Origin of the sequence: Sphingomonas sp. Leaf22 (genome assembly GCF_001421715.1) — a bacterium.
Taxonomy (GTDB): domain Bacteria; phylum Pseudomonadota; class Alphaproteobacteria; order Sphingomonadales; family Sphingomonadaceae; genus Sphingomonas.
Genome location: NZ_LMKP01000022.1, coordinates 14,647 through 36,439, shown reverse-complemented (window position 1 = coordinate 36,439; position 21,793 = coordinate 14,647). Strand labels below are relative to the sequence as shown.

The 21,793-nt window shown below is 67.7% G+C and carries 20 protein-coding genes; 4 read left to right on the top strand and 16 right to left on the bottom strand.

Annotated features, from left to right (window positions below):
- Nucleotides 1–290: 290 nt before the first annotated feature.
- Entirely contained in the window at nt 291–965 is a 675-nt protein-coding gene (locus ASE70_RS10820; protein ID WP_235519827.1) for a murein L,D-transpeptidase catalytic domain family protein, read from the bottom strand.
- 210 nt (nt 966–1,175) lie between these two features.
- Between ASE70_RS10820 and ASE70_RS10815 the strand changes: the two genes are divergently transcribed.
- Complete coding sequence (locus tag ASE70_RS10815) at nt 1,176–1,787, top strand: L,D-transpeptidase family protein (protein WP_235519822.1); 612 nt, start codon at nt 1,176–1,178, stop codon at nt 1,785–1,787.
- 61 nt (nt 1,788–1,848) lie between these two features.
- Entirely contained in the window at nt 1,849–2,613 is a 765-nt protein-coding gene (locus ASE70_RS10810) for a hypothetical protein (protein WP_156356178.1), read from the top strand.
- Here ASE70_RS10810 and ASE70_RS10805 read toward each other — a convergent pair.
- The 12 genes from ASE70_RS10805 to ASE70_RS10750 all read right to left on the bottom strand — a co-directional run bounded on the left by ASE70_RS10805 (nt 2,588) and on the right by ASE70_RS10750 (nt 17,866).
- On the bottom strand, nt 2,588–4,390 hold the full coding sequence (locus tag ASE70_RS10805; protein WP_056504631.1) for a response regulator: 1,803 nt from the start codon (nt 4,388–4,390) through the stop codon (nt 2,588–2,590). The two genes, ASE70_RS10810 and ASE70_RS10805, sit on opposite strands and share 26 nt — an antisense overlap.
- Complete coding sequence (locus tag ASE70_RS10800) at nt 4,390–6,033, bottom strand: response regulator (RefSeq protein ID WP_056504628.1); 1,644 nt, start codon at nt 6,031–6,033, stop codon at nt 4,390–4,392. Before ASE70_RS10800 ends, ASE70_RS10805 begins: the two co-directional genes overlap by 1 nt.
- The gene (locus ASE70_RS10795; RefSeq protein WP_200925625.1) at nt 6,033–7,073 is read right to left on the bottom strand and encodes a chemotaxis protein CheB; all 1,041 of its coding nucleotides are present in this window, start codon (nt 7,071–7,073) and stop codon (nt 6,033–6,035) included. The genes ASE70_RS10800 and ASE70_RS10795 overlap by 1 nt, the downstream gene beginning before the upstream one ends.
- A gap of 7 nt (nt 7,074–7,080) precedes the next feature.
- Nucleotides 7,081–9,090 carry a hybrid sensor histidine kinase/response regulator gene (locus ASE70_RS10790; RefSeq protein ID WP_056504625.1) on the bottom strand — a complete coding sequence of 670 codons (2,010 nt, stop codon included), beginning with the start codon at nt 9,088–9,090 and terminating at the stop codon, nt 7,081–7,083.
- 3 nt (nt 9,091–9,093) lie between these two features.
- The gene (locus ASE70_RS10785; protein WP_056504621.1) at nt 9,094–10,752 is read right to left on the bottom strand and encodes a methyl-accepting chemotaxis protein; all 1,659 of its coding nucleotides are present in this window, start codon (nt 10,750–10,752) and stop codon (nt 9,094–9,096) included.
- A gap of 3 nt (nt 10,753–10,755) precedes the next feature.
- On the bottom strand, nt 10,756–11,268 hold the full coding sequence (locus ASE70_RS10780) for a chemotaxis protein CheW (protein ID WP_056400982.1): 513 nt from the start codon (nt 11,266–11,268) through the stop codon (nt 10,756–10,758).
- Complete coding sequence (locus ASE70_RS10775) at nt 11,265–12,521, bottom strand: CheR family methyltransferase (RefSeq protein ID WP_056504653.1); 1,257 nt, start codon at nt 12,519–12,521, stop codon at nt 11,265–11,267. The genes ASE70_RS10780 and ASE70_RS10775 overlap by 4 nt, the downstream gene beginning before the upstream one ends.
- The gene (locus ASE70_RS10770) at nt 12,518–12,991 is read right to left on the bottom strand and encodes a chemotaxis protein CheW (protein WP_056504618.1); all 474 of its coding nucleotides are present in this window, start codon (nt 12,989–12,991) and stop codon (nt 12,518–12,520) included. Before ASE70_RS10770 ends, ASE70_RS10775 begins: the two co-directional genes overlap by 4 nt.
- Nucleotides 12,992–13,024: 33 nt before the next feature.
- Nucleotides 13,025–13,564: a molybdenum cofactor guanylyltransferase gene (gene mobA, locus ASE70_RS10765; RefSeq protein ID WP_056504615.1), complete on the bottom strand. Its 540-nt coding sequence runs from the start codon at nt 13,562–13,564 to the stop codon at nt 13,025–13,027.
- Nucleotides 13,561–14,340: a formate dehydrogenase accessory sulfurtransferase FdhD gene (gene fdhD, locus ASE70_RS10760; RefSeq protein ID WP_056504612.1), complete on the bottom strand. Its 780-nt coding sequence runs from the start codon at nt 14,338–14,340 to the stop codon at nt 13,561–13,563. Before fdhD ends, mobA begins: the two co-directional genes overlap by 4 nt.
- Entirely contained in the window at nt 14,337–16,616 is a 2,280-nt protein-coding gene (locus ASE70_RS10755; RefSeq protein WP_235519819.1) for an FdhF/YdeP family oxidoreductase, read from the bottom strand. The genes fdhD and ASE70_RS10755 overlap by 4 nt, the downstream gene beginning before the upstream one ends.
- A gap of 65 nt (nt 16,617–16,681) precedes the next feature.
- On the bottom strand, nt 16,682–17,866 hold the full coding sequence (locus ASE70_RS10750; protein ID WP_056504604.1) for an acetyl-CoA C-acyltransferase: 1,185 nt from the start codon (nt 17,864–17,866) through the stop codon (nt 16,682–16,684).
- 94 nt (nt 17,867–17,960) lie between these two features.
- On the opposite strand from ASE70_RS10750, the gene ASE70_RS10745 reads away from it, so the two are divergent.
- Entirely contained in the window at nt 17,961–18,713 is a 753-nt protein-coding gene (locus ASE70_RS10745) for a prepilin peptidase (protein ID WP_056504599.1), read from the top strand.
- On the opposite strand, the gene ASE70_RS10740 is transcribed toward ASE70_RS10745, so the two are convergent.
- Complete coding sequence (locus tag ASE70_RS10740) at nt 18,710–19,297, bottom strand: DUF1989 domain-containing protein (RefSeq protein WP_056504596.1); 588 nt, start codon at nt 19,295–19,297, stop codon at nt 18,710–18,712. The genes ASE70_RS10745 and ASE70_RS10740 overlap by 4 nt on opposite strands.
- Complete coding sequence (gene gntA, locus ASE70_RS10735) at nt 19,294–19,980, bottom strand: guanitoxin biosynthesis heme-dependent pre-guanitoxin N-hydroxylase GntA (RefSeq protein ID WP_056504593.1); 687 nt, start codon at nt 19,978–19,980, stop codon at nt 19,294–19,296. Before gntA ends, ASE70_RS10740 begins: the two co-directional genes overlap by 4 nt.
- A gap of 102 nt (nt 19,981–20,082) precedes the next feature.
- Here gntA and ASE70_RS10730 point away from each other — a divergent pair, with 102 nt between their 5' ends.
- Nucleotides 20,083–20,541: a MarR family winged helix-turn-helix transcriptional regulator gene (locus ASE70_RS10730; protein WP_056400965.1), complete on the top strand. Its 459-nt coding sequence runs from the start codon at nt 20,083–20,085 to the stop codon at nt 20,539–20,541.
- 143 nt (nt 20,542–20,684) lie between these two features.
- Here the strand turns inward: ASE70_RS10730 and ASE70_RS10725 are convergent, their stop codons facing one another.
- On the bottom strand, nt 20,685–21,689 hold the full coding sequence (locus ASE70_RS10725; protein WP_235519817.1) for a YihY/virulence factor BrkB family protein: 1,005 nt from the start codon (nt 21,687–21,689) through the stop codon (nt 20,685–20,687).
- Nucleotides 21,690–21,793: the final 104 nt, after the last annotated feature.

Genomic DNA, 21,793 nt, shown 5'->3' with positions numbered 1-21,793 from the left:
CGCTTCAACCGCCGAACCAAACGCGCCTCCAAGACCCAACAGATGCTCGAGATCACCCTCGACATCTTCCTCGCCAGAAAACGTCTACAGAGTCCGAAGTGAACACTCCCGCCTGCGCGGGGGTACGGCTAGGGAGGGGGCAAGAGTTTCGCAACGATTCCGCCTCCGCCGGGGTACGACGGATTTGTGGTTCAGCGGGCGACGTTCGCTCCGGTCCCACTCCGCCCGGGCGTAACAATAGCGACGGTCGTTACCGAGGACACATGTCAGCCGGTAACCGTCGATCCGCCCTAGACCTTGGCGGCGTAGATCATCCGGCCTTCGCCGATCAGGTCGAACACCCGCGCCAGATCGCCTTCGGCGACGGCGAAACAGCCTTGGCTGCGGCCCAGCTTGCCGTGCTGTGCGATCATTTCCGGATTGGCATACCATGCGCCGTGAATGACGATCGCGCGCATCAGCGCATTGTCGTTGGTATGGTCCAGCCCGACCAGCCGCTGCGACCGGCCATGCTTGCCGATATAGTAATTCTCGGTGACGAACGCGCCTTCCGACGTGGCGTTCGAATCGGGCACGTTGCTGAACCGGTCGAGCATCCCGCGATGGCGCGGGTCCGATCCGCTGCCGTGCGAGACGCGCATCGCCGACACGACGCCGCTGTACATGTCGATGAACTGGAAGCGCGGATGCGCGGAGTCGACCGCGAAGTCGGCGATAGCGATCCGGTCGGTCTTGCGGACCGTGCCGCCATGGCGTTGCAGCGCGGCGTGGGCACGTTCGAACAAGCCGGGATTCACCGTCGGCGGCGCCAGCATCTTCCGGACCGGCGCGGCAGGAACCGCCGCCGATGCCAGTCGCTGCGGCATCGGCCCGACCGGCAAATTTTGCGCGACGGGCACGATCGCGTTCCTGGTACAGCCCTGTGCCAGCACCAGCCCCGCAAGGCCCCCGGCTGCCTTCAGCACTGCCCGCCGCGATCGAACCGCTTCGTCTTGCATCCAAATCCTCGTCAAACCGTTATGGCTTCCCCAGATACGGTACGAACCGGTTCCATTCAATTAACGCTGGGTAATGGGTTGCGTCACTGGTCGCGGCGATGCCACGGGCGGTCGACTCCGTTGCAGTCGATACCGTTCGGATTTGCGTTCGGTCGGCGGCTGGGCGATATTCGCTGCGTGATCGCCTCCCTCCGCCTTGGACTCGCGCTGGCGCTGTTGCCGCTGCCGGCGGTGGCGCAGCGATCGGACGCGCTGGCGGTCGAGCGGGCGGCGCTGACCATGCGGCCGGGCGCGCATCGCTGGGCCGATGACCCGACCCTGCCGGGACCGGTCAGCATCGTCGTCAGCGTGCCAATGCAGATGGCATTCGTCTATCGCGGCGACGTGTTGATCGGGGCGACGACGGTATCGACCGGCAAGCCGGGCAAGACCACGCCGATCGGCGAATATGCCATCCTGCAAAAACGGCCCTTTCACCGCTCCAACCTGTATAACAATGCGCCGATGCCGTTCATGCAGCGGCTGACGTGGGACGGGGTGGCGATGCACGCCGGCAATCTTCCGGGCTTCCCCGCATCGCATGGCTGCATCCGTATCCCGACCGCCTTTGCCCGCGCGCTGTTCGCCGCGACGGCACTCGGCGGGCAGGTGGCGGTGGTGAACGACGTCATCGCCTTTCCCGCCTATCGCCCTGCCGATCCGGTGCCACGGCTGGAGGCGGAGGTGGCGATGCTGGCCGGCCGCGACGATCGGGTGAGCAGCGGAGGCCGTCGTGGCGAACCGCGATAGGCAAAATCCCCGTCGCCCCGCAGCTACCCGAGACGTCCGCGACAGCCGTGCGCCGAACCCCGTGCCGGCCGTACCCCTGCGGGGAACCGCCATCACGACCATGCTGATCGCGCTGGCGCTGGCCGGCTGCAACGACCGCCGCGATTCCGCACCGGCGGCAACGCCCACGCCCCGCCCGACCGGGACGATCGTCCCACCGCCGGTCACCTCGACCGTACCCGACCGGATCACCGTGGCGACCAACGAGCCCTTCTATTCCGCGCGGGTCGCGGGCGACACGATCATCCTCAGCGGCGTCGACATGGCCGAACGGCGCTTGCCGATCACCGATCGCGACATCACCGCCGACCGCCGAAGCTGGACCGCGCGCGACGAAGGCGGCACCGTCGTCGTCACCGCGACGCGCGCCGCTTGCGAAGACGATATGTCGGGCGCGCCGCGCGACTATCGCGGTACGCTGACGCTTGCTGGCCGGACCGTGCGCGGTTGTGCCTTCACCGGCACGCCCGCGCCGCCGCCCGGTGAACCGGCAGCGACGATCCCCGCCACCTTTACCGGCAACTGGAACACCGACGCCGCCGCCTGCGCCAATCCCGCCGCCTCGATCGAGGGGGTCCGGGTCACGCCGCACGAAATCTTGTTCCACGAAAGCGCCGGCCGGGTGACGCGGGTCGAACCGCTCGGCACCGGTCGCATCCGCATCCGTGCCGAGTATGATGGCGAGGGCGAACGCTGGACCGCGACGCAGACGCTGACCGTCGCCGGCAACCGGTTGACCATCGATACCGGCGGCCAGCCGTTCAGTCGCGTGCGCTGTCCGCGGTAGCCAGCACCGCCGCGATCGCCGCGTGCAGCTGATCGCCGGTGAACGGCTTGGTCAGCACCGGTACCCCGACCGGGGTATCGCCGATCTCGGCGAAGCCGGTGATCAGCAGCACGGGCGTTTTGGGGCAGCAGGACTGCACCCGGTTGGCGACGTCGATCCCCGACAGGTCGGGCATGGCGTAATCGGTCAGCACCAGATCGAACCGTGCGCCTGACTCCAGCGCATCGACCGCGGCGCGCGCCGATCCCTGCACCGTGACGCTGTGCCCGACCGCTTCCAGCTGTGCGGCGACGACCGCGCGCACTTCGGGATCGTCCTCGACCAGCAACAGCCGGCGCGGAACGGCGTCGTGCTGGTCGGGGCGGGCGGCGGCCACCGCATCGGTCTGGGCGCGGGGCAGCCAAATATGGATCGTCGTCCCCTGACCGACGACGCTGTCGATCGTGACGTCGCCGCCCGCCGCGCGCGCCATCGCCCGCACCATCGGCAGGCCCAGCCCGGTGCCGGCCCCCTGCGCCTTGGTCGTGAAGAACGGTTCGAACACCCGCGCGCGCACCGCGTCGTCCATGCCGCTGCCCGTATCGCCGACCGAGATGCGGACAAACGGTCCCTGCAGGTCCGGCACCAGCCCGGCGGGATCGGCGATATGCGTACTGGCGATGCGGACCGTGCCGCCGCCGCCCATCGCATCGCGCGCATTGATGGCGAGGTTCAGGATCGCCAGCTCGAACTGCCCCGGATCGGTGCGCACCGACCATGGTTCCTGCGCGAAGTCGTAGGTCACGCGGATGCGGCCGGCGGTGGTCCGCAGGATCAACTCCTCGATCGACTGGATCGCTTCGTCGGGGCGGAAGACTTCGGCGGCCAGATCGCGCTGCCGGCTGAAGCTCAGCAGACGGCGGGTGATTGCGCTGCCGCGTCCGGCGGCTTCGCCGGCGGCGGCAAGATAGCGTTTCAGCCGGTCGCGATCGTCGATCCGCCGCTGCGCCAGTTCCAGATTGCCGATGATCGCCGCCAACAGATTGTTGAAATCGTGCGCGATCCCGCCCGACAGGGTGCCCAGCGCCTCCAGCTTTTCCGATTGATGATGCCGCCGCTCCGCCAGCCGCCGCTCGGTATCGTCGCGTTCGATCCGCAGCAGATAGCGGTCGTTGCCCGCCTGGAACGGGATGCGGCGGATATGCGTCCACCGGTCGCCGCCGGGCAGCGGGTGGTGGCGATCCTCGTCATCGACCCGGTCCTGCGCCAGCGTCGCCAGATCGCGCGGGTCGGCGACGATCGCGGCATCCTTGCCGCGCACGATCCGCCCCTCGGCGTCGATGATCGCGACCGCATCGCCCGACCCGTCGGCCAGCCCGCGAAACGCCGCGCGTTCGAACGCCAGCGCGCGGCGCAGCGCGTGGCGTTCGGCGGCGGCGGCGACCATCGCCGTCAGCGCCTCGGCATCCCATGGCTTGTTGGCATAGCCGCTGATCGCGCCATCGTTCAGCGCCGCGACGACCGCCGACAGATCGGCATAGCCGGTCAGCAGGATCGCCTCGGCATCGGTCACCGCCCGCGCGCGGGCCAGGAACTGGCTGCCGGTCAGCTCGGGCATCCGCTGGTCCGACACGATCACCGCAATGTCGCCCTGTTCGGCGATCAGCGCCAGCGCCTCGACCGGGGAGGTGGTCGACACGATGCGATACCGATCTTCCAGCAGGTCGGTCAGCGCGACGAGAATCTCGCGCTCGTCATCGACCAGCAGCAACAGGGGCAGGGCACCGGTGGTTTTCATTACGCCTGTTCCGGTATCCTGATCGCGAACGATGCGCCACCCCGTGCCGCACGGCCGATCTCGATCGTGCCACCATGCGACCGTACCACGCCATAGGCGATGGCGAGGCCGAGGCCGGTGCCGGAGCCGACGTCCTTGGTGGTGAAGAACGGTTCGAACACCCGCTCGCGCCGGTCGTCGGGGATGCCGGGGCCGTTATCGTCGATGCGGATGGTGTAGGTGCCGTCGGCCGATCCGGTCGCGACCATGATTTCGCCGGTCACCGGATCGACCGCGTCGGCGGCGTTGGCGACGATGTTCATCACCACCTGATTGACCAGCGCCCCCGAACATTCGAGCATCCGCGCCGCCCCATAGTCGCGCTCGACCCGCACCGTGCCCAGCCGTGGCGCGAGCAGCGTCAGCACCGCATCGATCGCATCGGGAATGTCGATCTGCGACACCTCGCCATCGTCGAGCCGCGAGAAGCGGCGCAGCTTCACCACCAGCTCCTGAATACGCGTCAGCCCCGACCGGATCGAGGTCAGCCGGTCCGACGCCTTGGTCAGCAGCGTCGCGCGCGTGGCGTCGTCGGCATCGCGCGCCCCCGCCACCGCCCGTTCCACCGTCGCCTGATGCGCGAGGATGAACGCCAGCGGATTGTTGATCTCGTGCGCGATGCCCGCCACCAGTTCGCCGAGCGACGCCATCTTCGCCGATTGCACCAGCTGTGCCTGCGTCTCGCGCAGCAGGGCGTTGGCCCCGGCCAGTTCGGCATTGGCGCGGGCCAGCCGGTCGGCCGAATCGGCCTCGGCCCGCGCCTGCGCCAGTGCGATCGCCTGCGTCCGTTCGCGGGCGATGCCGGCGGCTTCCTCGTCGCGCGCCAGCTTGCGCCGGACGATCGCGCGGATCCGTACCAGCAGCATGTCGCCGTCGCTCCGCCGCGACACGACGTCGTCGACCCCGGCGGCAAGACCCGCCAGCATCGTCGCCGGTTCGGCATCGTCGGTCAGCGCGACCAGCGCGATGCCGCTCGCCCGCGCCACCCGGCACGCGTCGATCCGGGCCGACAGCGCGAAACTGCGCTCGCGCTCGATGACGAGAATACCGTCGGCGCTGTCCGCCTCGATCGCCGCCAGCGCCACCGCCGGATCGGCGCAGCGTTCGACCCGATACCCTTCGGCCGACAGCCGTTCGACCAGCGGATCGCGGTTCGCATCGACCGGATCGAGCAGGAACAACCGCGCCTGCCGCAGCGCCGGGGCCGGTCCGTCCTCGACCGGGCGACCGCGCGTCTGGCGCAGCAATGCGCGAATCCGCGATACGATCAGTTCGCCGCCGCCACGCTTGGGCACATAGGCGTTCGCCCCGCTGTCGAGGCCCTGTCGCTCCACCTCCGACGCATCGTCGCCGGTCAGCATCAGCACCGGCAAGGTCCGCGTCGCCCCCGTCTGCCGCACGATCCGCACCAGTTCGTCGCCGTTCATGCCCGGCAACCGGTAATCGACCACCAGCAGGTCCGGCCGGGCATCGTTCAGCGTCGCCAGCGCGGTCTCTGCATCGCGGGTCCGCTGCACCCGCAGCCCGGCACGCTCGAACATCCGCCGCAATTGCAGCGCCTGCGTCTCCGAATCCTCCACCAGCAGGATCGATGCGCCGTCCATCACCGCGTCCGGTCCAGCACGCGCCGGATATGCGGCGCGATCAGGTCGAGCGGCAGCGACAGCGCGCCCATGCGTTGCGCGGCGGCGGGCATGCCATAGACGACCGAACTGCTCGCATCCTCCGCCACTGCCAGCCCGCCAGCGGCCAGCAGCGCCTGTACGCCCGGTGCGCCATCCTCGCCCATGCCGGTCAGCACCACCGCCATCGCTGCGCCGTCGAGGGCGGTCGCCCCACTTTCGATCAGGCGGGTGGCGGACGGGCGCTGGCCGTTGACCGGTGCCTCGCGCCCGACCAGCATCGTGCCGCTCTTGCCGATGGTCAGATGCGCGTCGCCCGGCGCGACATGGATCATGCCGGGGCGCGGCAGTTCGCCATGGCTGGCAACCTCGACCCGCTGCGGCACGACGCTGTCGAGCCAGCTCGCGAACCCGGTCATGAAACTCGCCCCCATATGCTGCACCAATAGGACCGGCAGCGGCAGGTCGGCGGGCAACGCCCCGAACAATCTGGCAAGGGCAGGGGGGCCGCCGGTCGATGCCGCGACCAGCAGCATGGTGGGCGCGCGTTGGCGCGTCGCCGGCAAGGGCAGGACCGGCGCAGTCCCCATCCGCCGCCGGACGACGGCGACCTCGCTCATGATCGACAGCTGCGTGCGGATTTCGCGCGCGACCCGCGAATAGGCGGCGTCGCCCAGCCCGACCGGCTTTTCGACGACCGACAACGCCCCTGCGCGCAGCGCATCCATGCTGTTGCCCATCGCGCCGCCGTCCATGCTGGCGGAAATGACGACGATCGGGGTCGGCCGGTCGGCCATGATCCGCCGCGTCGCCTCCAGCCCGTCGATGCCGGGCAGGCGGATATCCATCGAGATGACGTCGGGCCGCACCACCGGCAACGCGGCGATCGCGTCCTCGGCGGTCGCGAACGCGCCGGCCACCGTCAGACGCGGGTCGTCGTTGATGATATGGGTCAACAGCGTGCGGACGACGATCGAATCCTCGACGATCATCACGCGGGCCGGGGTGGTGCGGTCGGGCATCGGCGCGTCAGATCAGCTGCTGCACGACGCCGATCAACTTGCCCTGATCGAAATCCTGTTTGGTGACATAGGCATCCGCGCCGAGGCTGAGGCCGCGTTCGATATCGTCGGGGCTGTTGCGCGAAGTCATCATGACGACGGGTAAAGTTTTCAGTGCCGGATCGTTCCGTATCGCCGCCAGCAAGGTGAATCCGTCCATCCGCGGCATTTCGACATCGGCGACGACCAGATCGATGGCGTCGAGGCCCGATCGCAACCGCTCCAGCCCGGCAAGGCCATCGACCTCGATCAGCACGCGATAGCCCTGCGCTTCGAGGATGCTGCGCTCCAGCGTGCGGGTGGTGATCGAATCATCGACGACCAGAATGGTCTTGCCGTGCGGTTCGGGCGCGGCGTCGGCGGCGATCGGCAGGGCGGCGGTGCCCGGCCGGTCGCGCACCAGTTGTGCCGGGTCCAGCACCAGCACGATCTCTCCGTTCAACAGGACCGTGCCCAGCACCAGCGGCACATCGGCGGCGATCGCCGCGACATCGCCGATCATCAGCGCCCGGACGTCGCTCAGGCCATCGACGACCAGCATCCTGCGGACCCCGTCGACGGCGATCAGAACGGCGGGCAGGGTACCGGCCGGTGCACCATGCGCCACGCCCAGCACATCGCCCAGCCGGCTCACCGGGATGGCCGTGCCGTCGATCGTCAGCATCGTGTCGCTGCCGCTCGGCGACAGGTCGACCGGGTCGATCCGCCGCACCTGCTTCACCGCATCGGCGGGCAGCGCGAGGCGCATGTCGCCGACCTCGACCAGCAACAGCGTCCGTCGGGTCAGCGCGACCGGCACCGCGATCGATACGACCGTTCCGCCACCCGTGCCCCGCGCGATCGTCACCGATCCGTGCAGCCGTCGGGCGACCTCGGCGACCACCGACAGGCCGATGCCGCGCCCGGCCACTTCGTCCAGCCGTTCGGCGGTCGAAAATCCCTGTTCGAACAGCAACGCATGCAGCGCGGCCCCACGCGGCGGCGCTGCGTCGGCGGCGATCAGCCCGGCGGCACGCGCCCGCGCAGCGATGACCTTGTCGTCCAGCCCCGCACCATCGTCGCGCACCGTGATCGTCAACCGTCCGCGATCGATCCGCGCATCGACGGCGATGGTGCCGGCATCCTCCTTGCCTGCGCGCCGTCGGACCGCCGGCGTCTCGATCCCGTGGCGCACGGCGTTGCGCAGCAGGTGCAGCAACGGATCGCGCAGCGCGTTCAGCACGCGACGATCGGCCTCTCCACCGATATCGGCGACCTGCAACCGGGCGATCTTGCCCTCGGCGGCGGCAAGGTCGCGCACCGCACGCTCGTGCCCGTCGAACAGCGTTGCGACCGGTTGCAGCAACATCCGTTCGCCATCGCGCTCCAGCTCGGCGCTCGACCGGTCGAGCGCGTCGCGCAGCCGGCCGTGCAGGCGGCGGATACGGTCGAGTTCGCCGGTCGCCTGCCGCAATCGCCGGGCGGCTTCGCCATCGCCCCTGTCGCCGAGCAACGGCAGCAAGGCCGCCAGATCCTCGGACAGCGCATTCAGCCGTTCGGCGACCTGCCCCTGTTCGGCGACCTGCGTCGCCATGACGTGCAGCGATCGGCCGAGCCGTTCGACGCGGTGGCCGGCAATCGCGACGCGCCGCTCGGGTTCGTGGTCGCGCACGATGTCGGTGCCGGTGGCGGGCGGGGCGGCGCCGTCCTCGATCGCGTCGGTCAGCATCCGCAGGTCGGCGATGGCGGCGTCGTCCATGGCGCGGTCGCCGCGCTCGATCGCCAGCAACAGCGCCTCGGCCTCATGTGCCGCCGCTTCGGTCGCGGGCAGTTCGACTGCGCGCGCCGCACCTTTCAGGCTGTGTGCCCGCCGGCTGAACTCGCGCAGGTCGACCGGCCGTCCGGCATCGGCATCGGCCAGCGCCGCGCGGATGCCGGCCATATGCTCGGCCAGCTCCGACGCGAACGCCGCCATCAATTCGGCCTGCAATTCGTCCATGGCCTACAGCCGATAGCGTTCGGTCAGCCCGACCAGCGTGCGCGACAATTCGCCCAGATCGCCTGCCGCCTGATCCAGCTGCCGGGTCGACGATGCGGTCTGCTGCGACGCCTCGCGGATGTTCTGCAGCGCGATCGTCACCTGTTCGATGCCGATCTGCTGCTGGTTGGTCGACGCGACGATCTGCTGGAACGTCTGGACATTTTCCTGCACCCGCGCCGCCAGTTCCTCGATCGCGGCATGGCCGGCATCGGTGCGTTCCTTGCCCGACGCGACGCGCTTCACCGCTTCCTCGGTCAGCATCACCGACGAATTGATGCCGCGCTGGATATCGCCTAGGATCGATCGGACGTTGCGCGTCGCGCCCTTCGCCTGATCGGCCAGCAGCTTCATCTCGGCAGCGACGATCGCGAAACTGCGCCCCTGTTCGCCTGCCGCCGCCGCCTCGATCGACGCGTTCAGCGCCAGCAGGTGCGACCGTTCGGATACGTCGTTGACCGTGGCGATGATGTCGCCGATCGCCTGCGTCTTCTCCGACAGCGCGACGATGTTGGTCGCGACCGCTTCGGCCTGTTCGCGGATCGCGTCCATCGCCTGCGCGGTATCGCCGACCGCGCTAAGGCCCGAATCGCTGATCTGCGCGGTCGCCTGCGCCTGCGCGATCACTTCCTGTGCGCGGCGGCTGATCTGCGCGCCGCTATGGGTGATCTCGTCGACGGTCGCGGCGGTTTCCTGAACGGCGGCCAGCTGTTCCTCGACCGACGCGGCCTGTTCCTGCGTCGATGCACGGATTTCGGTGGTCGCGGCGTTCAGGTTGTTGGTCGCGGCGCGGTTCTGCGACGCGATGGTGCGCAGTCCCGCGACCATCTCGTTCAGCGTCCGGCCCAGCTGGCCCAGCTCGTCCTTGCCGGTCGCATCGGTGGTGGTCGACAGGTCGCCGCCGCCGATCCGCCCGACGAACTGCATGAACTCGGCGAGGGGGCGGACGATCGACCGGCGGATGGTGATCGCGACCGCGATGCTGACCAGCACCGCGACGATCAGGCCGATGATGATCGACACGCGGCTGGCATTGTACACGTCGCGGGTCGCATCGCGGCCCTTCTCGATCGCGGCGTTCAGCGTTTCGCGCGCCTGCCCGACACGGGCGACGGTAGCGGCATGGTCGCGCACGATATCGTCATCCGCCGCCAGCACGGCGGTACGGTCGCCGGCCTGGATCGCCGCCAGCTGCGTCTCGACATCGGTGCGGGTCCGGGCCAGCGCACGCTCGGCCTCGCCCAGCTGTCGGGCCATGCGCGTCCATTGTTCGGACCGGAGGCCGGTGACCGCATTCGCGCGATACGTCTCGGCGGCGCGTTCCTGTTCCGCCATGCCGCGTGCGGCATCGTCGATCGCCGCCCGCCAGCCGGCAATGCCTTCGCGGGTGGCGGCGCTGTTGCCCGTCAGGAAACCGCGCACCAGTGCCGCTCGCTGCTCGACCTTGCGCGACAGGGCATGGTCGATGCGGTTCAGCGCCTCCATCGACGAAAGGTCGCGTTCGACGATCAGGTCGACGGTCGATCGGACCTCGCCGATCTGCGCCAGTGCATAGAGGCCGAGGGCGAGCAGGATCGCGGTGAGGGCGGCAAAGCCGGCGGCGATCCGGGTGGAGACGGACAAACCTTATCCTTCCTGAAGACGGGCGGGGAGTAGTAATTCGATCAGCAGCGCCGGGTCGACGCGGGTCAGGCGCTGGCCATCCCCTTCGACCAGACGCGACAAGGTTGGCACGGCGTCGCCCTGCGGCATGTCGACCACGCCCAGCAGGGCATCGACCGCCAGTGCGATCCGCGGCGCATCGTGGCGCAGCACGATCATCGCGGTGGCCGTGCCAACTTCGCGCGCCAAAAGCGACGCTGGATGGAACAGGTTCACCACCGCGCCACGCCATGCGACCACCCCGGCCAGCGCCCCCGGAGCATGCGGCACACGTGTAACCTTTGGCACCATCGCCACCGCCCGCACCTGCTCGATCGGCAGCCCGTGCGCGACCCCGCCCAGCGCGAACGTCAGCAGCGTCTCGGTCGGCCAACCGCTTGCGATCCGCTCCCCCGCGACCGCCCGCTGCCGCATCCGCAGCACGGCGGCAATCGCATCGGCGTCCAGCCCGTCGGCGACGATCGGCGGCGCGCTCACCGGGCGCTCCCCATGATATGCCGGATCGCCGCGGTCATCGCCCCCGCCGTCATGCCGTCGCCGCCGGTCAACTCGGTCGCGGGATCGAGCGCGGCGGCGACGCGCAACGCATTGGTCAGGCTGCGTTTACCGTCGGGCTGCCGGCCCTGCGCCAACAGGTAATGGCCGAACTGGTAATGCGCCATCGCGAACGATCCATCGAGATACAGCGCATCGCGAAACGCCCGCTCGGCCGAATCCCGGTCGTCGCCTGCCAGCGCGTCGAGCGCCGCAAAATAGCGCGCGACCGCATCCGGCATCCGTTCGACGACCGGCGGCGGTGCCGCCACCGGCTTGCGGCTCGCGCGGGGTTGCACTGGCGCAAGGGTAGGGGGGCGCTGCATCACCGGCGGCGGAGCAGAAACCGAAGCCGTCCGCACGACCGACCCGCGCGGGCGATAGGCGAGGATACCCGCCACCTGCACCGTATCGGCCACCGCATCGAACCCCGGATTGGGCTCGGCATGGCCCAGCAGCAGCAACCCGTCCTGCGCCAGCCGCTCGACCAGCGCCCCGACGATCGCCGTCGCATGGTCCTGCGCGAAATAGATCAGGACGTTACGACACAGGATCAGGTCGTACTCGGTAAAGCCGAGCGCCGCTGTGCCGTCGATCAGCGACAACAGGTTATGCCGTTCGAACCGCGCGGTCGCGCGATACCGCTCCTTTAGCCGGTATCGCTCGCCGGTCCGGTCGAACAGCCGCACCCGTTCCGCGTCGTCCATCGTCCGGAGCGCCCATGAGGAATAGTCCGCCTTCCGCGCCGCCGTCAGTGCCGCATCGTCGATATCGGTCCCGGTCAGCGCGATCCGCCACTCGTCGATCGCCTTACCCAGCAGGTCGCTCAACAGGATCGCGATCGAATGCGCCTCCGCCCCGGTCGAACAGCCGACGCTCCAGATGCGCAACCGCTTCTCCGCCGCGTTCCGCGCGATCAGCCGCGGCAGGATGACGGTGCGCAGCGCATCGAACTGCTCGGCGAAGCGGAAGAAAAAGGTTTCGTTGATCGTCACCGCGCTTTCGAGCAGCGGCCATTCGGCATGGTCGCGATCGCGCAGCCGCTCGAGATATGCCGCCAAGGTCGTATCGCCTGTCTCGGCCATGCGATGGGCGATACGCTCGGCGAGCTGCGCGTCCTTGTCGATGTAATAATGATGGCCGGTACGCGCGATCACCAGTGCCTTGACCTCGGCAAAGGCTTCGTCGCGGATCATGCGGCGCGCCACTGGTCGGCACGCGCGGCGGCAGCGATGGTCAGCGCCGCCAGCGCCGCGCGTTCGCTGCCGAGCAGCAGGCGATCGGCCGCGATGACATGGGCAACGTCGTCCCCGACCGGCAGTTCGCCGACGATCGCCGCATTCAGGCTCTTTGCCGGATCCACCGGCGCGACGTCGCCGTTCACCACGTCCTCTGCGCGGTCGACCAGCAGGCAGGGACCGTCGTCCCGCAACCGCACCAGATGCGAAAACAGCCCGATCGCATCGATGCTCGCCATGGGGTCGAGCAGCATCAGCGGGGCCAGCACCGGCACCGGCGCGCCCTGCAACAGCACGAAGCCCAGCACCGGCGCGGGCAACCCCGGCGGCGCATCGATCGGCAGCATCGGCAGCACCTCGCGCACCGCCGTCATCGGCAGCGCGAGGCGGGTGTCGCCGATACGCAGGATCAGGAACGATGCGTTCATCGGGGCAGGCTATATCGCGGGCGTGTCCCGCTGTCAGTCGCGTTGCGCGCTGAGCCGTGCGAGATCGGCCTGGGTATTGACGTTGGCGATGTGGCCCTCGACCGTCACCGGCTGCGCGCCGATCCAGTCGGCAAAGGCCCGCACCGATCGCGATCCCGGACCGCGCAGCACCGCCTGCAGCGTCGTGCTCGCATCGACCGGCCACAGCCCGACGACCGGCAGGTCGGGCAGATAGGCGGCAGGCCCAACCGCCGACAATTGCGCGCGCAGGTCGCCCGGCACGAACGGCGTATCGCATGGCACCGTCAGCACGTGCGTGAACCCTTCGGCACAGGCATGGTGCAGCGCCGCCGCGATCCCGCCGAGCGGCCCCAAATCGGGGGCAGGGCGATCGGGCACCGCCTCTAGTCCTTCATGGGTGCGTCCGACGACGATCAGGGCATCGACCTGCGGTTCGACCGCGTCGGCGACGTGGTCGATCAGCGCACGGCCGTCGATCGCGGCCAACGCCTTGTCGCTGCCGAAGCGGCTCGATCGGCCACCGGCGATGATCGCACCCAAGATCCGCGTCATGACGCGAGCATCGCATCGGAGCGGACCAGCGTCCGCAGCGCCAGTCCGGCCGCAGCGGCCCGGTCCATCGCCAGCGTCGTCGCGGCGGACAACGTCGCCAGCATCGGGCATCCCGCCAGCACTGCCTTTTCGACCAGTTCGAACGAGCAGCGCGACGACAGCAGCGCGAAGCCACCATCCCAGTCGAACCCGCCCCGCCGCATCGCGCCGATCATCTTGTCGAAGGCATTATGCCGCCCGACATCCTCGCGGACCAGCCGGATGCTGCCATCGGTTGCGCATAGCGCGGCGGCGTGGGTCGCGCCGGTCGCCCGTGCCAGCGGCTGATGATCGCGAAGCGCGGCGGCAGCGGCGAACAAAGCGGCGTCGTCCGCCGTCGATCGTGCCGTCACGGTCGGCAACGGGCGCAGTGCCTGCTCGAGATTCTCGATGCCGCATAGACCGCATGATGATTCCGAAACGCGGTGCCGAACCCGGTCGGAGATCCGATCGTGCCGTTCGGGTACCAACGTCACACGCAACAGCGTGCCGGCATCGGTGGCATGTGCACTCACCTCAACGACCTCATCCGACCGATCGGCCAGCCGTTCGGCCAGCACGAAGCCGTGCGCGAGATCGTCTAGGTTGTTCGGTGTCGCCATCAGCACCGCATAGCCCAGACCGTTCACTTCGATCGCCACCGGCGCCTCGACGGCTACGGCGCGGTCATGCTCGGACCGGTCCCCCGCCGGTGCCACCCGGTCGAACCGGCGAATGGTGGTCCCACCGGCGTTCATCCGGCGACGATACGGACCGGCACCGCTTTCGCGGCGGGCGTCTTCGATGCGTGATCGTGCCAGCCGATCGGGATCAGCGGGTTGAGTTCGGGATAATATCCCGCGACGCACCCGTCGGGCAGGTCGAACGGCACGACCTTCAGCCCCGCGACCCGGCGATCGACGCCGTCCTCGGCATCGCCGACGAGCGTCACGACCTGCCCCTTGTGCAGACCCGCCCTCGCGATCTCAGCGGGGTTCATCATCAACACGTCGCGCGTCCCCGAAATACCACGGAAGCGATCGTCATAGCCGTAAATCGTCGTATTGAACTGATCGTTCGAACGGAGCGTCACGAGCCGTAACCGGCCTGGCGCATCCTCGATCGCCGTTCCGGACAAGGACCGGGGAATGGTGAACTCGGCCTTGCCGCTGTCGGTCTTCCACACCCGTTCCCGCGCGGCATTGCCGCGATAGAATCCGCCGGGCGTGAACATGCGTTCTTCGAAATCGTGAAATTCTTCGGGATAGGTCGCTTCGATCAAGGCGCGGATCTTCGCATAGTCACCGGTCCAGCCATCCCAATCGACCTTCGGATTGGGATCGAGCGTCGCCTTGGCCATGCCCGCGACGATCGCTACTTCAGACTTCAAATGTTCGCTCGCCGGCTCATGCGTGGCGATCGAACCGTGGATATGGCTGAACGTATCCTCGATCGTGACGATCTGTTCGCCGCTCGCCTGCTTGTCGACCTCCGTCCGTACCAGACAGGGCAGAAGGTATGCCGTCCTGCCGTTAATCAAATGGCTCCGGTTCAGCTTCGTCGCGATCTGCACGGTCAGGCGAATGTCGGGCCACGCCGCTTCGATCCGTTCCAGATCGGGGATCGCGCGCAGGAAATTCCCGCCGAGCGAAACGAAGGCGTCGATCTCGCCCTTCAAAATGTCCTCGCATGCGGTGACGGTGTTGTGGCCATGCTCCATCGGCGGCTCGAAACCAAACAGTTCGCGCAACCGGTCCATCGGCACCAGCTCGGGCTTTTCCGAAATGCCGACGGTGCGCTGGCCCTGCACGTTGCTATGTCCGCGGACCGGCGACATGCCGGTGCCGACGCGCCCGATATTCCCCTTCATCAGCAGCAGGTTCACATAGGTCACGACATTGTCGAACCCGTTGACCTGCTGCGTCAGCCCCATGCCGTAAATGCCGATCGTCCGATCCGCCTCTACATAAACCTGTCCCGCAGCCTCGATATCGGCGCGCTTCAGTCCGCTTTCGCGTTCGATATCCGCCCAGTCGGTGGCGCGGACCATCGCCTCGAACTCGGCGAAGCCGGCGGTATGCTGTTCGATGAAGTCGACGTCGAGGACATGAACCTGGTGCTCCGCCCAACTCTTGTCCTCGGCAGCGAGCACATGCTTGGCGAGGCCGATCATCACCGCGACGTCGCCGCCGGGCCGGACCTGATGATATTGGCAGGAAATCCTGGTTTCGCTGCGGGTCGCCATTTCGAACGGATTTTGCGGATCGGTGAACGCGATCAGGCCCGGTTCCTTGACCGGGTTGAACGTCACGACCTTGCACCCCCGCTTCACCGCATCGCGCAGCGGGTGCAGGAAACGCGGGCTGTTCGACCCGGTATTCTGCCCGAAGAAGAACATCGCATCGCAATGTTCGAAATCGTCGAGGATCGAGGTGCCGACCGGCGCACCGATCACCTTTTTCAGCGCGACCGACGTGGTCTCGTGGCACATGTTCGAACTGTCGGGCAGGTTGTTGTGCCCATAGAGCCGCGCAAACAAGGCGAAGAGATAGGATGTCTCGAGGCTGGCGCGGCCCGACGCGTAAAAGATCGCCTTTTTCGGATCGATCACGCGCAGTTCGGTACCGATCGCCGTAAAGGCTTCGTCCCAGCTACATTCGACATAATGGTCGGTCGCATGATCGTACCGCATCGGATGGGTCAGTCGCCCCTGATGCTCCAGATCGAAATCCTTCCAGCCCTTCAGTTCGCTGACCGAATGCTTGGCGAAGAATTCGGGGGTGCAGCGATTGGGGGTCAGGTCCCACAGGGTCGCCTTGGCACCATTCTCACAGAATTCGAACGGGTGCGGCTCGGCCGGTTTGCCCCATGCGCAGGAGGTGCACATGAAGCCCTTGGTCTTGTTCTGGCGGGCGAGCTGGGCGAGCGCGGCGGGGCGATTGCGTTCCTTGCCGAGGATTTTCGACATCCCCTTGACCGAACCCCACCCGCCGGCGGGGCCGTCATAGCCCACCACATTTTCGCGATCCGCCACCGTCATCCCCTCGCCACGCCGTATGATCCCCTGTTACGCAGCACAACGCGCGAAAGTTCCGGTACTTAACCGACCATCTCGACCGCGAGGGCGGTGGCTTCGCCGCCGCCGATGCACAGCGACGCCATGCCCCGCCGCAACCCGCGGGTTTCGAGCGACGACAACAGCGTCGCCAATATCCGCGCGCCGCTCGCCCCGATCGGATGGCCCAGCGCGCACGCCCCGCCATGCACGTTGACGATGTCATGCGGCAGGTCGAGATCGTGCATCGCCGCCATCGTGACACAGGCGAACGCTTCGTTCACCTCGTACAGATCGACCTCACCGCTCGCCCAGCCGGCCCGATCGAGCGCCTTGCGCATGGCAAAGGCCGGGGCGGTCGCGAACCGGGCAGGTGCATGGGCGTGCCCCGCATGGGCGACGATCCGCGCGACCGGGGTCAGGCCCAACCGGTCGGCGACCGATGCCCGCGCCAGCACCAGTGCCGCTGCCCCGTCCGAAATCGACGATGCGTTGGCGGCGGTGATCGTGCCGTCCCTGGCGAAGGCGGGCTTGAGCGCCGGGATTTTCGAGGCGTCGCCGCGCGTCGGCTGTTCATCGGTGCGCACGGTCGTGGTGCCCTTGCGGCTCGCGATGTCGACCGGCACGATCTCACGATCGAACGCGCCCGATGTCTGCGCCGCCTGTGCCCGGGTCAGCGACGCGATGGCGAACGCGTCCTGCGCCTCGCGGGAGAAGCCATAGGCGGCGGCGGTCTCCTCGGCAAAGCTGCCCATCAGCCGGCCGGGTTCATACGCATCTTCCAGCCCGTCGATATACATATGGTCGAGCAACCGGTCGTGTCCGATCCGCGCGCCGCCGCGGTGGCGTTGCGACAGATAGGGGGCGTTGGTCATGCTCTCCATTCCGCCGGCGACGACGATATCGGCCGAACCGGCGGCGACGGTGTCGGCGGCCATCATCACCGCCTGCATTCCCGAGCCGCACATCTTGTTGACGGTCGTCGCCTCGACATGCTGCGGAAGGCCGGCACCCAGCGCCGCCTGCCGCGCCGGGGCCTGTCCAAGGCCAGCGGGCAGGACGCAGCCCATATAGATGCGTTCGACCGCCTCACCCGACAGTCCCGCGCGCGCGACCGCCGCCCCGACCGCCGCCGCACCCAGTTCGGTTGCGCTGGCACCGGTCAGGCACCCCTGAAAGCTGCCCATCGGCGTGCGGGCATAGGACAGGATGACGACGGGATCGGACATGCGGCTCTCCACGGATTCTGGTTTCGTTTGTTATCATATCTAGGGGGAAGGCCTCCGCCTCGCAAATGCCGGTAATTGCCGATAGGGGCGGATCATGGTCGCCGCGCTTCCTCCGTCCTTCTGGCCGATCCTGCTCGGCGTGCTGGGCGCGGTGTTCGGCAGTTTCATCGCGACGCTCGCCATCCGCTGGCCGCAGGGGCGATCGATAACGGTCGGGCGATCCGCGTGCGACGGTTGCGGGCGGGTGTTGGACGCGGCCGAACTGGTGCCGCTGATCAGCTTCGCGTTGCTACGGGGCAAGTGCCGTAGCTGTGGCGCGCGGATCGCGCGGGGCCATGTCGTGACCGAAGCATCGGGGCTGGCGATCGGCATCACGGCTGGACTGATCGCACCGGGTTGGGAAGGCGTGGCGGGCGCGGCTTGCGGTTGGGTGCTGCTGGCGCTCGGCGCGGTCGACCTTGCCGCCTTCTGGTTGCCCGATCGGCTGACGGGAACGTTGGCTGTCGTCGCACTGGCTGGTGTTGTTATCGGGAGCGAGCCCGACCTGCCCACGCGGTTGATCGGCGGCGTTGCCGGCTTCGGATCGCTCTGGCTCGTGGCGGTGCTGTACCGGCGGGTGCGTGGCCGGATCGGCCTTGGCGGCGGTGATCCGAAGCTGTTCGGCGCGATCGGCCTGTGGCTCGGCTGGCGGGATTTGCCGCTGGTGCTCCTGCTCGCGTCGCTGGCGGGGCTGCTCGCCGTCGCGGCGATGATCGCGACCGGGCGACGGCCGACCGCAACGGGCCGCCTGCCGCTCGGCACGCTGCTCGCCGCCGCCGCGTTCCTGTGCTGGACCCTGTCGGTCTAGGCTGGCTCGACCCTATATTCGATCGGCTTGAAGCTGCCGCCGTTCGACGCCGGGGCCGAACAGGCGGTCAACCCGATGATCAGATCCATTGCCGCGCGAAAGGTGATCGTATCCCCCGCCTTGCTGATCGGCGGCAACACGCTCAATTTTCCTGTCGCGGCATCGACCGGGACGTTCATGAAGCAGTTGAATGCCACCGGTATCCGGTCGGGCGATATGCCATACGGCTTGAGCGCCGCCGCCAGATTGCCGAAACACCCACGATGCGGCGGCAGGTCGGGATAGAAATGATGGAAGGTGTCGTAGGAGCATGGCGTCAACAGAAAGTCGTGCATCCCGACCATGTCGTCGACGATCTCCAGCATCACCCGGCTGCGGTTTGAATATAGCTGATGCCCGGTCGTCAGCCGGATCGTCTCGGCATAATCGAGCGTGCGCCCCGAGGAGATGACCTCGTCCAGATCATCGGCGTTGAATGCCAGCAGATCGGCAACCTGACACCCGCGCGGATCGACCACGACCAACGTCTCGCCCTGTCGAAGGGGGAAGGCGGTGCCAGAGCGTTCGGGGATGACGACGTTCAATCGCCTTCTCCTGAATAGTGGAAAGGGCAGGACCAGCGATCGTCGACCTGCCGCCCGCTATATTGCCGCGCCTCGCTCGCTGCGCCGTGGCGCGCCAGCATCGGGTTGCGGCTGCCGGCCAGGGCCTCGTCGCGCACGAGAATCTTTTCGCGCATCGTCTCGTACTTGCCCTCGGCGCGCAGGCGTTCGAACTGGTCGTGCAGGTTAAACACGAGCGTCGGCCGGTCGAACCGCCGCGCCGGCCGGCTCGATCGGGGATGGAGGCCGACGATGAAAAACGCCTCACCGCCGAAACTCAGCGAGAAATGCGGGTTGTCGGGGTCGGCGCTGACGCGGGTGTCATAATCCTGCCCGCGCCACACATCCTTGTCGGACAGCGACTGGACCCGCTTCCACAGCGCATGTTCGAACTCGGTCTCGGTCAGATCGTCCGGGCCGTCGAAGATGACGGCGAAGCTGCGATACATCGTCCGGTCGCGGCGATAGCTGGCGGCGAGTTGCATCAGCGCGTCATGGATGCGGACATCGTCCCACGCGCTGTCGATGCGCGAGCACGCGAGAACGTCCAGCGTTCCCTTCGCCATCGCCGATTTGGCCCCGACACAGGGAAAGGCGCGGTCGTCGACATGGTCGAACAACATCGCCTGAAGGCGATCCTGCGCCTCGTGTTTCCAGTTGAACATTGCGGAAGTCCCGACCCGGTTATTGGATGGACAGTACGTTTCGCCGATGACACCGGTTCCGCGCCTGTTGACGGGCGACGACGGGGCGGCAACAATCGGTCTGTGAATAAACGACTGCTTCTCGACGATTTCCTGCCGTACCGGCTGTCCATCGCGTCCAACCGCGTGTCCGACGCGATCGCATCGACCTATCGATCGCTGTTCGGGCTGCGCATTCCCGAATGGCGGCTGGTGACGGTCATCGCCGAAAGCGACGGCATCACTCAGCAATCGCTGTGCGTCGCGACCCGCATGGACAAGGTGACGGTCAGCCGCGGCGCGATCGCACTGGTCGATCGCGGACTGGTCGAACGCCGCGCCAACGCCGGCGATCAACGATCGCATTTGCTGCAACTGACGCCATCGGGCCGCGCGCTGTACGAACAGGTCGCGCCCAAGGCGCTGTTGATCGAACAGGAACTGTTCGCAGCGTTCAGCGCCGAGGAAATCGAAGTGCTGCGCGACATGCTGGGGCGGGTTCAGGCCGCCGCCGATGCAATGGAACAGCGCGCCGTCTGTTAGAGGCCGTTTGAAAACGCGCCTTTGCACGTTCTACAGTGCCGGCCCGCTCCCCCACCCGGCCATCCACGGCGTATCCGGAATGGGTGTGGAGTGGGCCAGCACCGCTTCGAAACTTGCTTTTTCGCCAGCTTCCAATCGGACCCTTAGTAACGGTCGCGCCGTGGCTTGGCCTGGTGCGCGGTCGGCAGCGTATCGGCCAGCCGTGCGCCGCGCCGGCCCATCGGCCGGGGATGGCCGACGGTGGAATCGATCGCGGTCTGCCGTTCGGCCTCGGCATTGATCTCCGCACCGATCAGGATCGCGAAGCTCGATACGAACAGCCACATGAGCAGAACGACGACCGCGCCCAGCGCGCCATAGGTCGCGTTGTAATTGGCGAAGTTCGCCGCGTAGAGACCGAACAGCACCGTCGCCAGCAGCCACAACACGGTCGCCGCGACCGACCCGACCGACAGCCAGCGCCAGCGCGCGCGCGCCCGATCGGGGCCATAGCGATAGGCGAAGGCGATGGCCGCGCTGGCGATGCTGCCCGCCACGATCCAGGTCGCACCCTGGATCACGACCGCGCCGGCCGTCCCCAGAAACTCGGTCTGGGTGCGGATCCATGTCAGCACGCCGGCCGAAACGATGCCGACCACTGCCGCAAAGATCGCCGCGACGGTAATCATCGCCGACAGCAGCGTCGTCGTGATGATGTTGCGTTCGTCCTCCTCCTCATAAATCACGTTCAGCGCCTGGATGATCGCGCTTGCCGCGCGCATTGCGCCATAGATGGAGAGCAGCAGGGCGATGGCGAGACCGAACCCGGCCTGCGACGACGCCGTCGTCACCACCGCGATCAACTGATCGGAAATCAGGCGCGCGGCGTCGGCCGGCACCAGTTCGAAGATCGTCTCCATGTGCCGCGACACGGTCGATGGATCGGCGACCAGGCCGTAGGTCATCACGATCGCGCCGAGCAGAGGTACGAACGACAGAAAGGCGTAGAAGGCGACGCCCGCCGCCATCAGCGTCAGATTGTGATAGCCGACCATCGTGTAGACGCGGATCAGGATCGCGCGCCATGCCGGCCATGGATGCGCCCAGGGGTGGGCCGACTGGCTCCCCGGAATCTTCGTCGGATCGATCTGCGTCGCGGTGTCGGTCACGCTGTTCCCCTTGCCTCCGGTTACCAACGCGTCCCGCTTTGTTGGGATGCAAAATTTTTACCATATGAACCAAATCATTGGTTCGGCGTTTCTCGATATGCCGG

Excerpts from the sequence above, each read along its gene's own strand:
- fdhD (WP_056504612.1), bottom strand. The coding sequence starts at position 14,340 with ATGAACGCCGGTGGGACCACCATTCGCCGGTTCGACCGGGTGGCACCG.
- ASE70_RS10805 (WP_056504631.1), bottom strand. The coding sequence starts at position 4,390 with ATGAAAACCACCGGTGCCCTGCCCCTGTTGCTGCTGGTCGATGACGAG.
- ASE70_RS10770 (WP_056504618.1), bottom strand. The coding sequence starts at position 12,991 with ATGAACGCATCGTTCCTGATCCTGCGTATCGGCGACACCCGCCTCGCG.
- ASE70_RS10775 (WP_056504653.1), bottom strand. The coding sequence starts at position 12,521 with ATGATCCGCGACGAAGCCTTTGCCGAGGTCAAGGCACTGGTGATCGCG.
- ASE70_RS10795 (WP_200925625.1), bottom strand. The coding sequence starts at position 7,073 with ATGCCCGACCGCACCACCCCGGCCCGCGTGATGATCGTCGAGGATTCG.
- gntA (WP_056504593.1), bottom strand. The coding sequence starts at position 19,980 with ATGTTCAACTGGAAACACGAGGCGCAGGATCGCCTTCAGGCGATGTTG.
- ASE70_RS10750 (WP_056504604.1), bottom strand. The coding sequence starts at position 17,866 with ATGTCCGATCCCGTCGTCATCCTGTCCTATGCCCGCACGCCGATGGGC.
- mobA (WP_056504615.1), bottom strand. The coding sequence starts at position 13,564 with ATGACGCGGATCTTGGGTGCGATCATCGCCGGTGGCCGATCGAGCCGC.
- ASE70_RS10800 (WP_056504628.1), bottom strand. The coding sequence starts at position 6,033 with ATGGACGGCGCATCGATCCTGCTGGTGGAGGATTCGGAGACGCAGGCG.
- ASE70_RS10790 (WP_056504625.1), bottom strand. The coding sequence starts at position 9,090 with ATGGACGAATTGCAGGCCGAATTGATGGCGGCGTTCGCGTCGGAGCTG.
- ASE70_RS10745 (WP_056504599.1), top strand. The coding sequence starts at position 17,961 with ATGGTCGCCGCGCTTCCTCCGTCCTTCTGGCCGATCCTGCTCGGCGTG.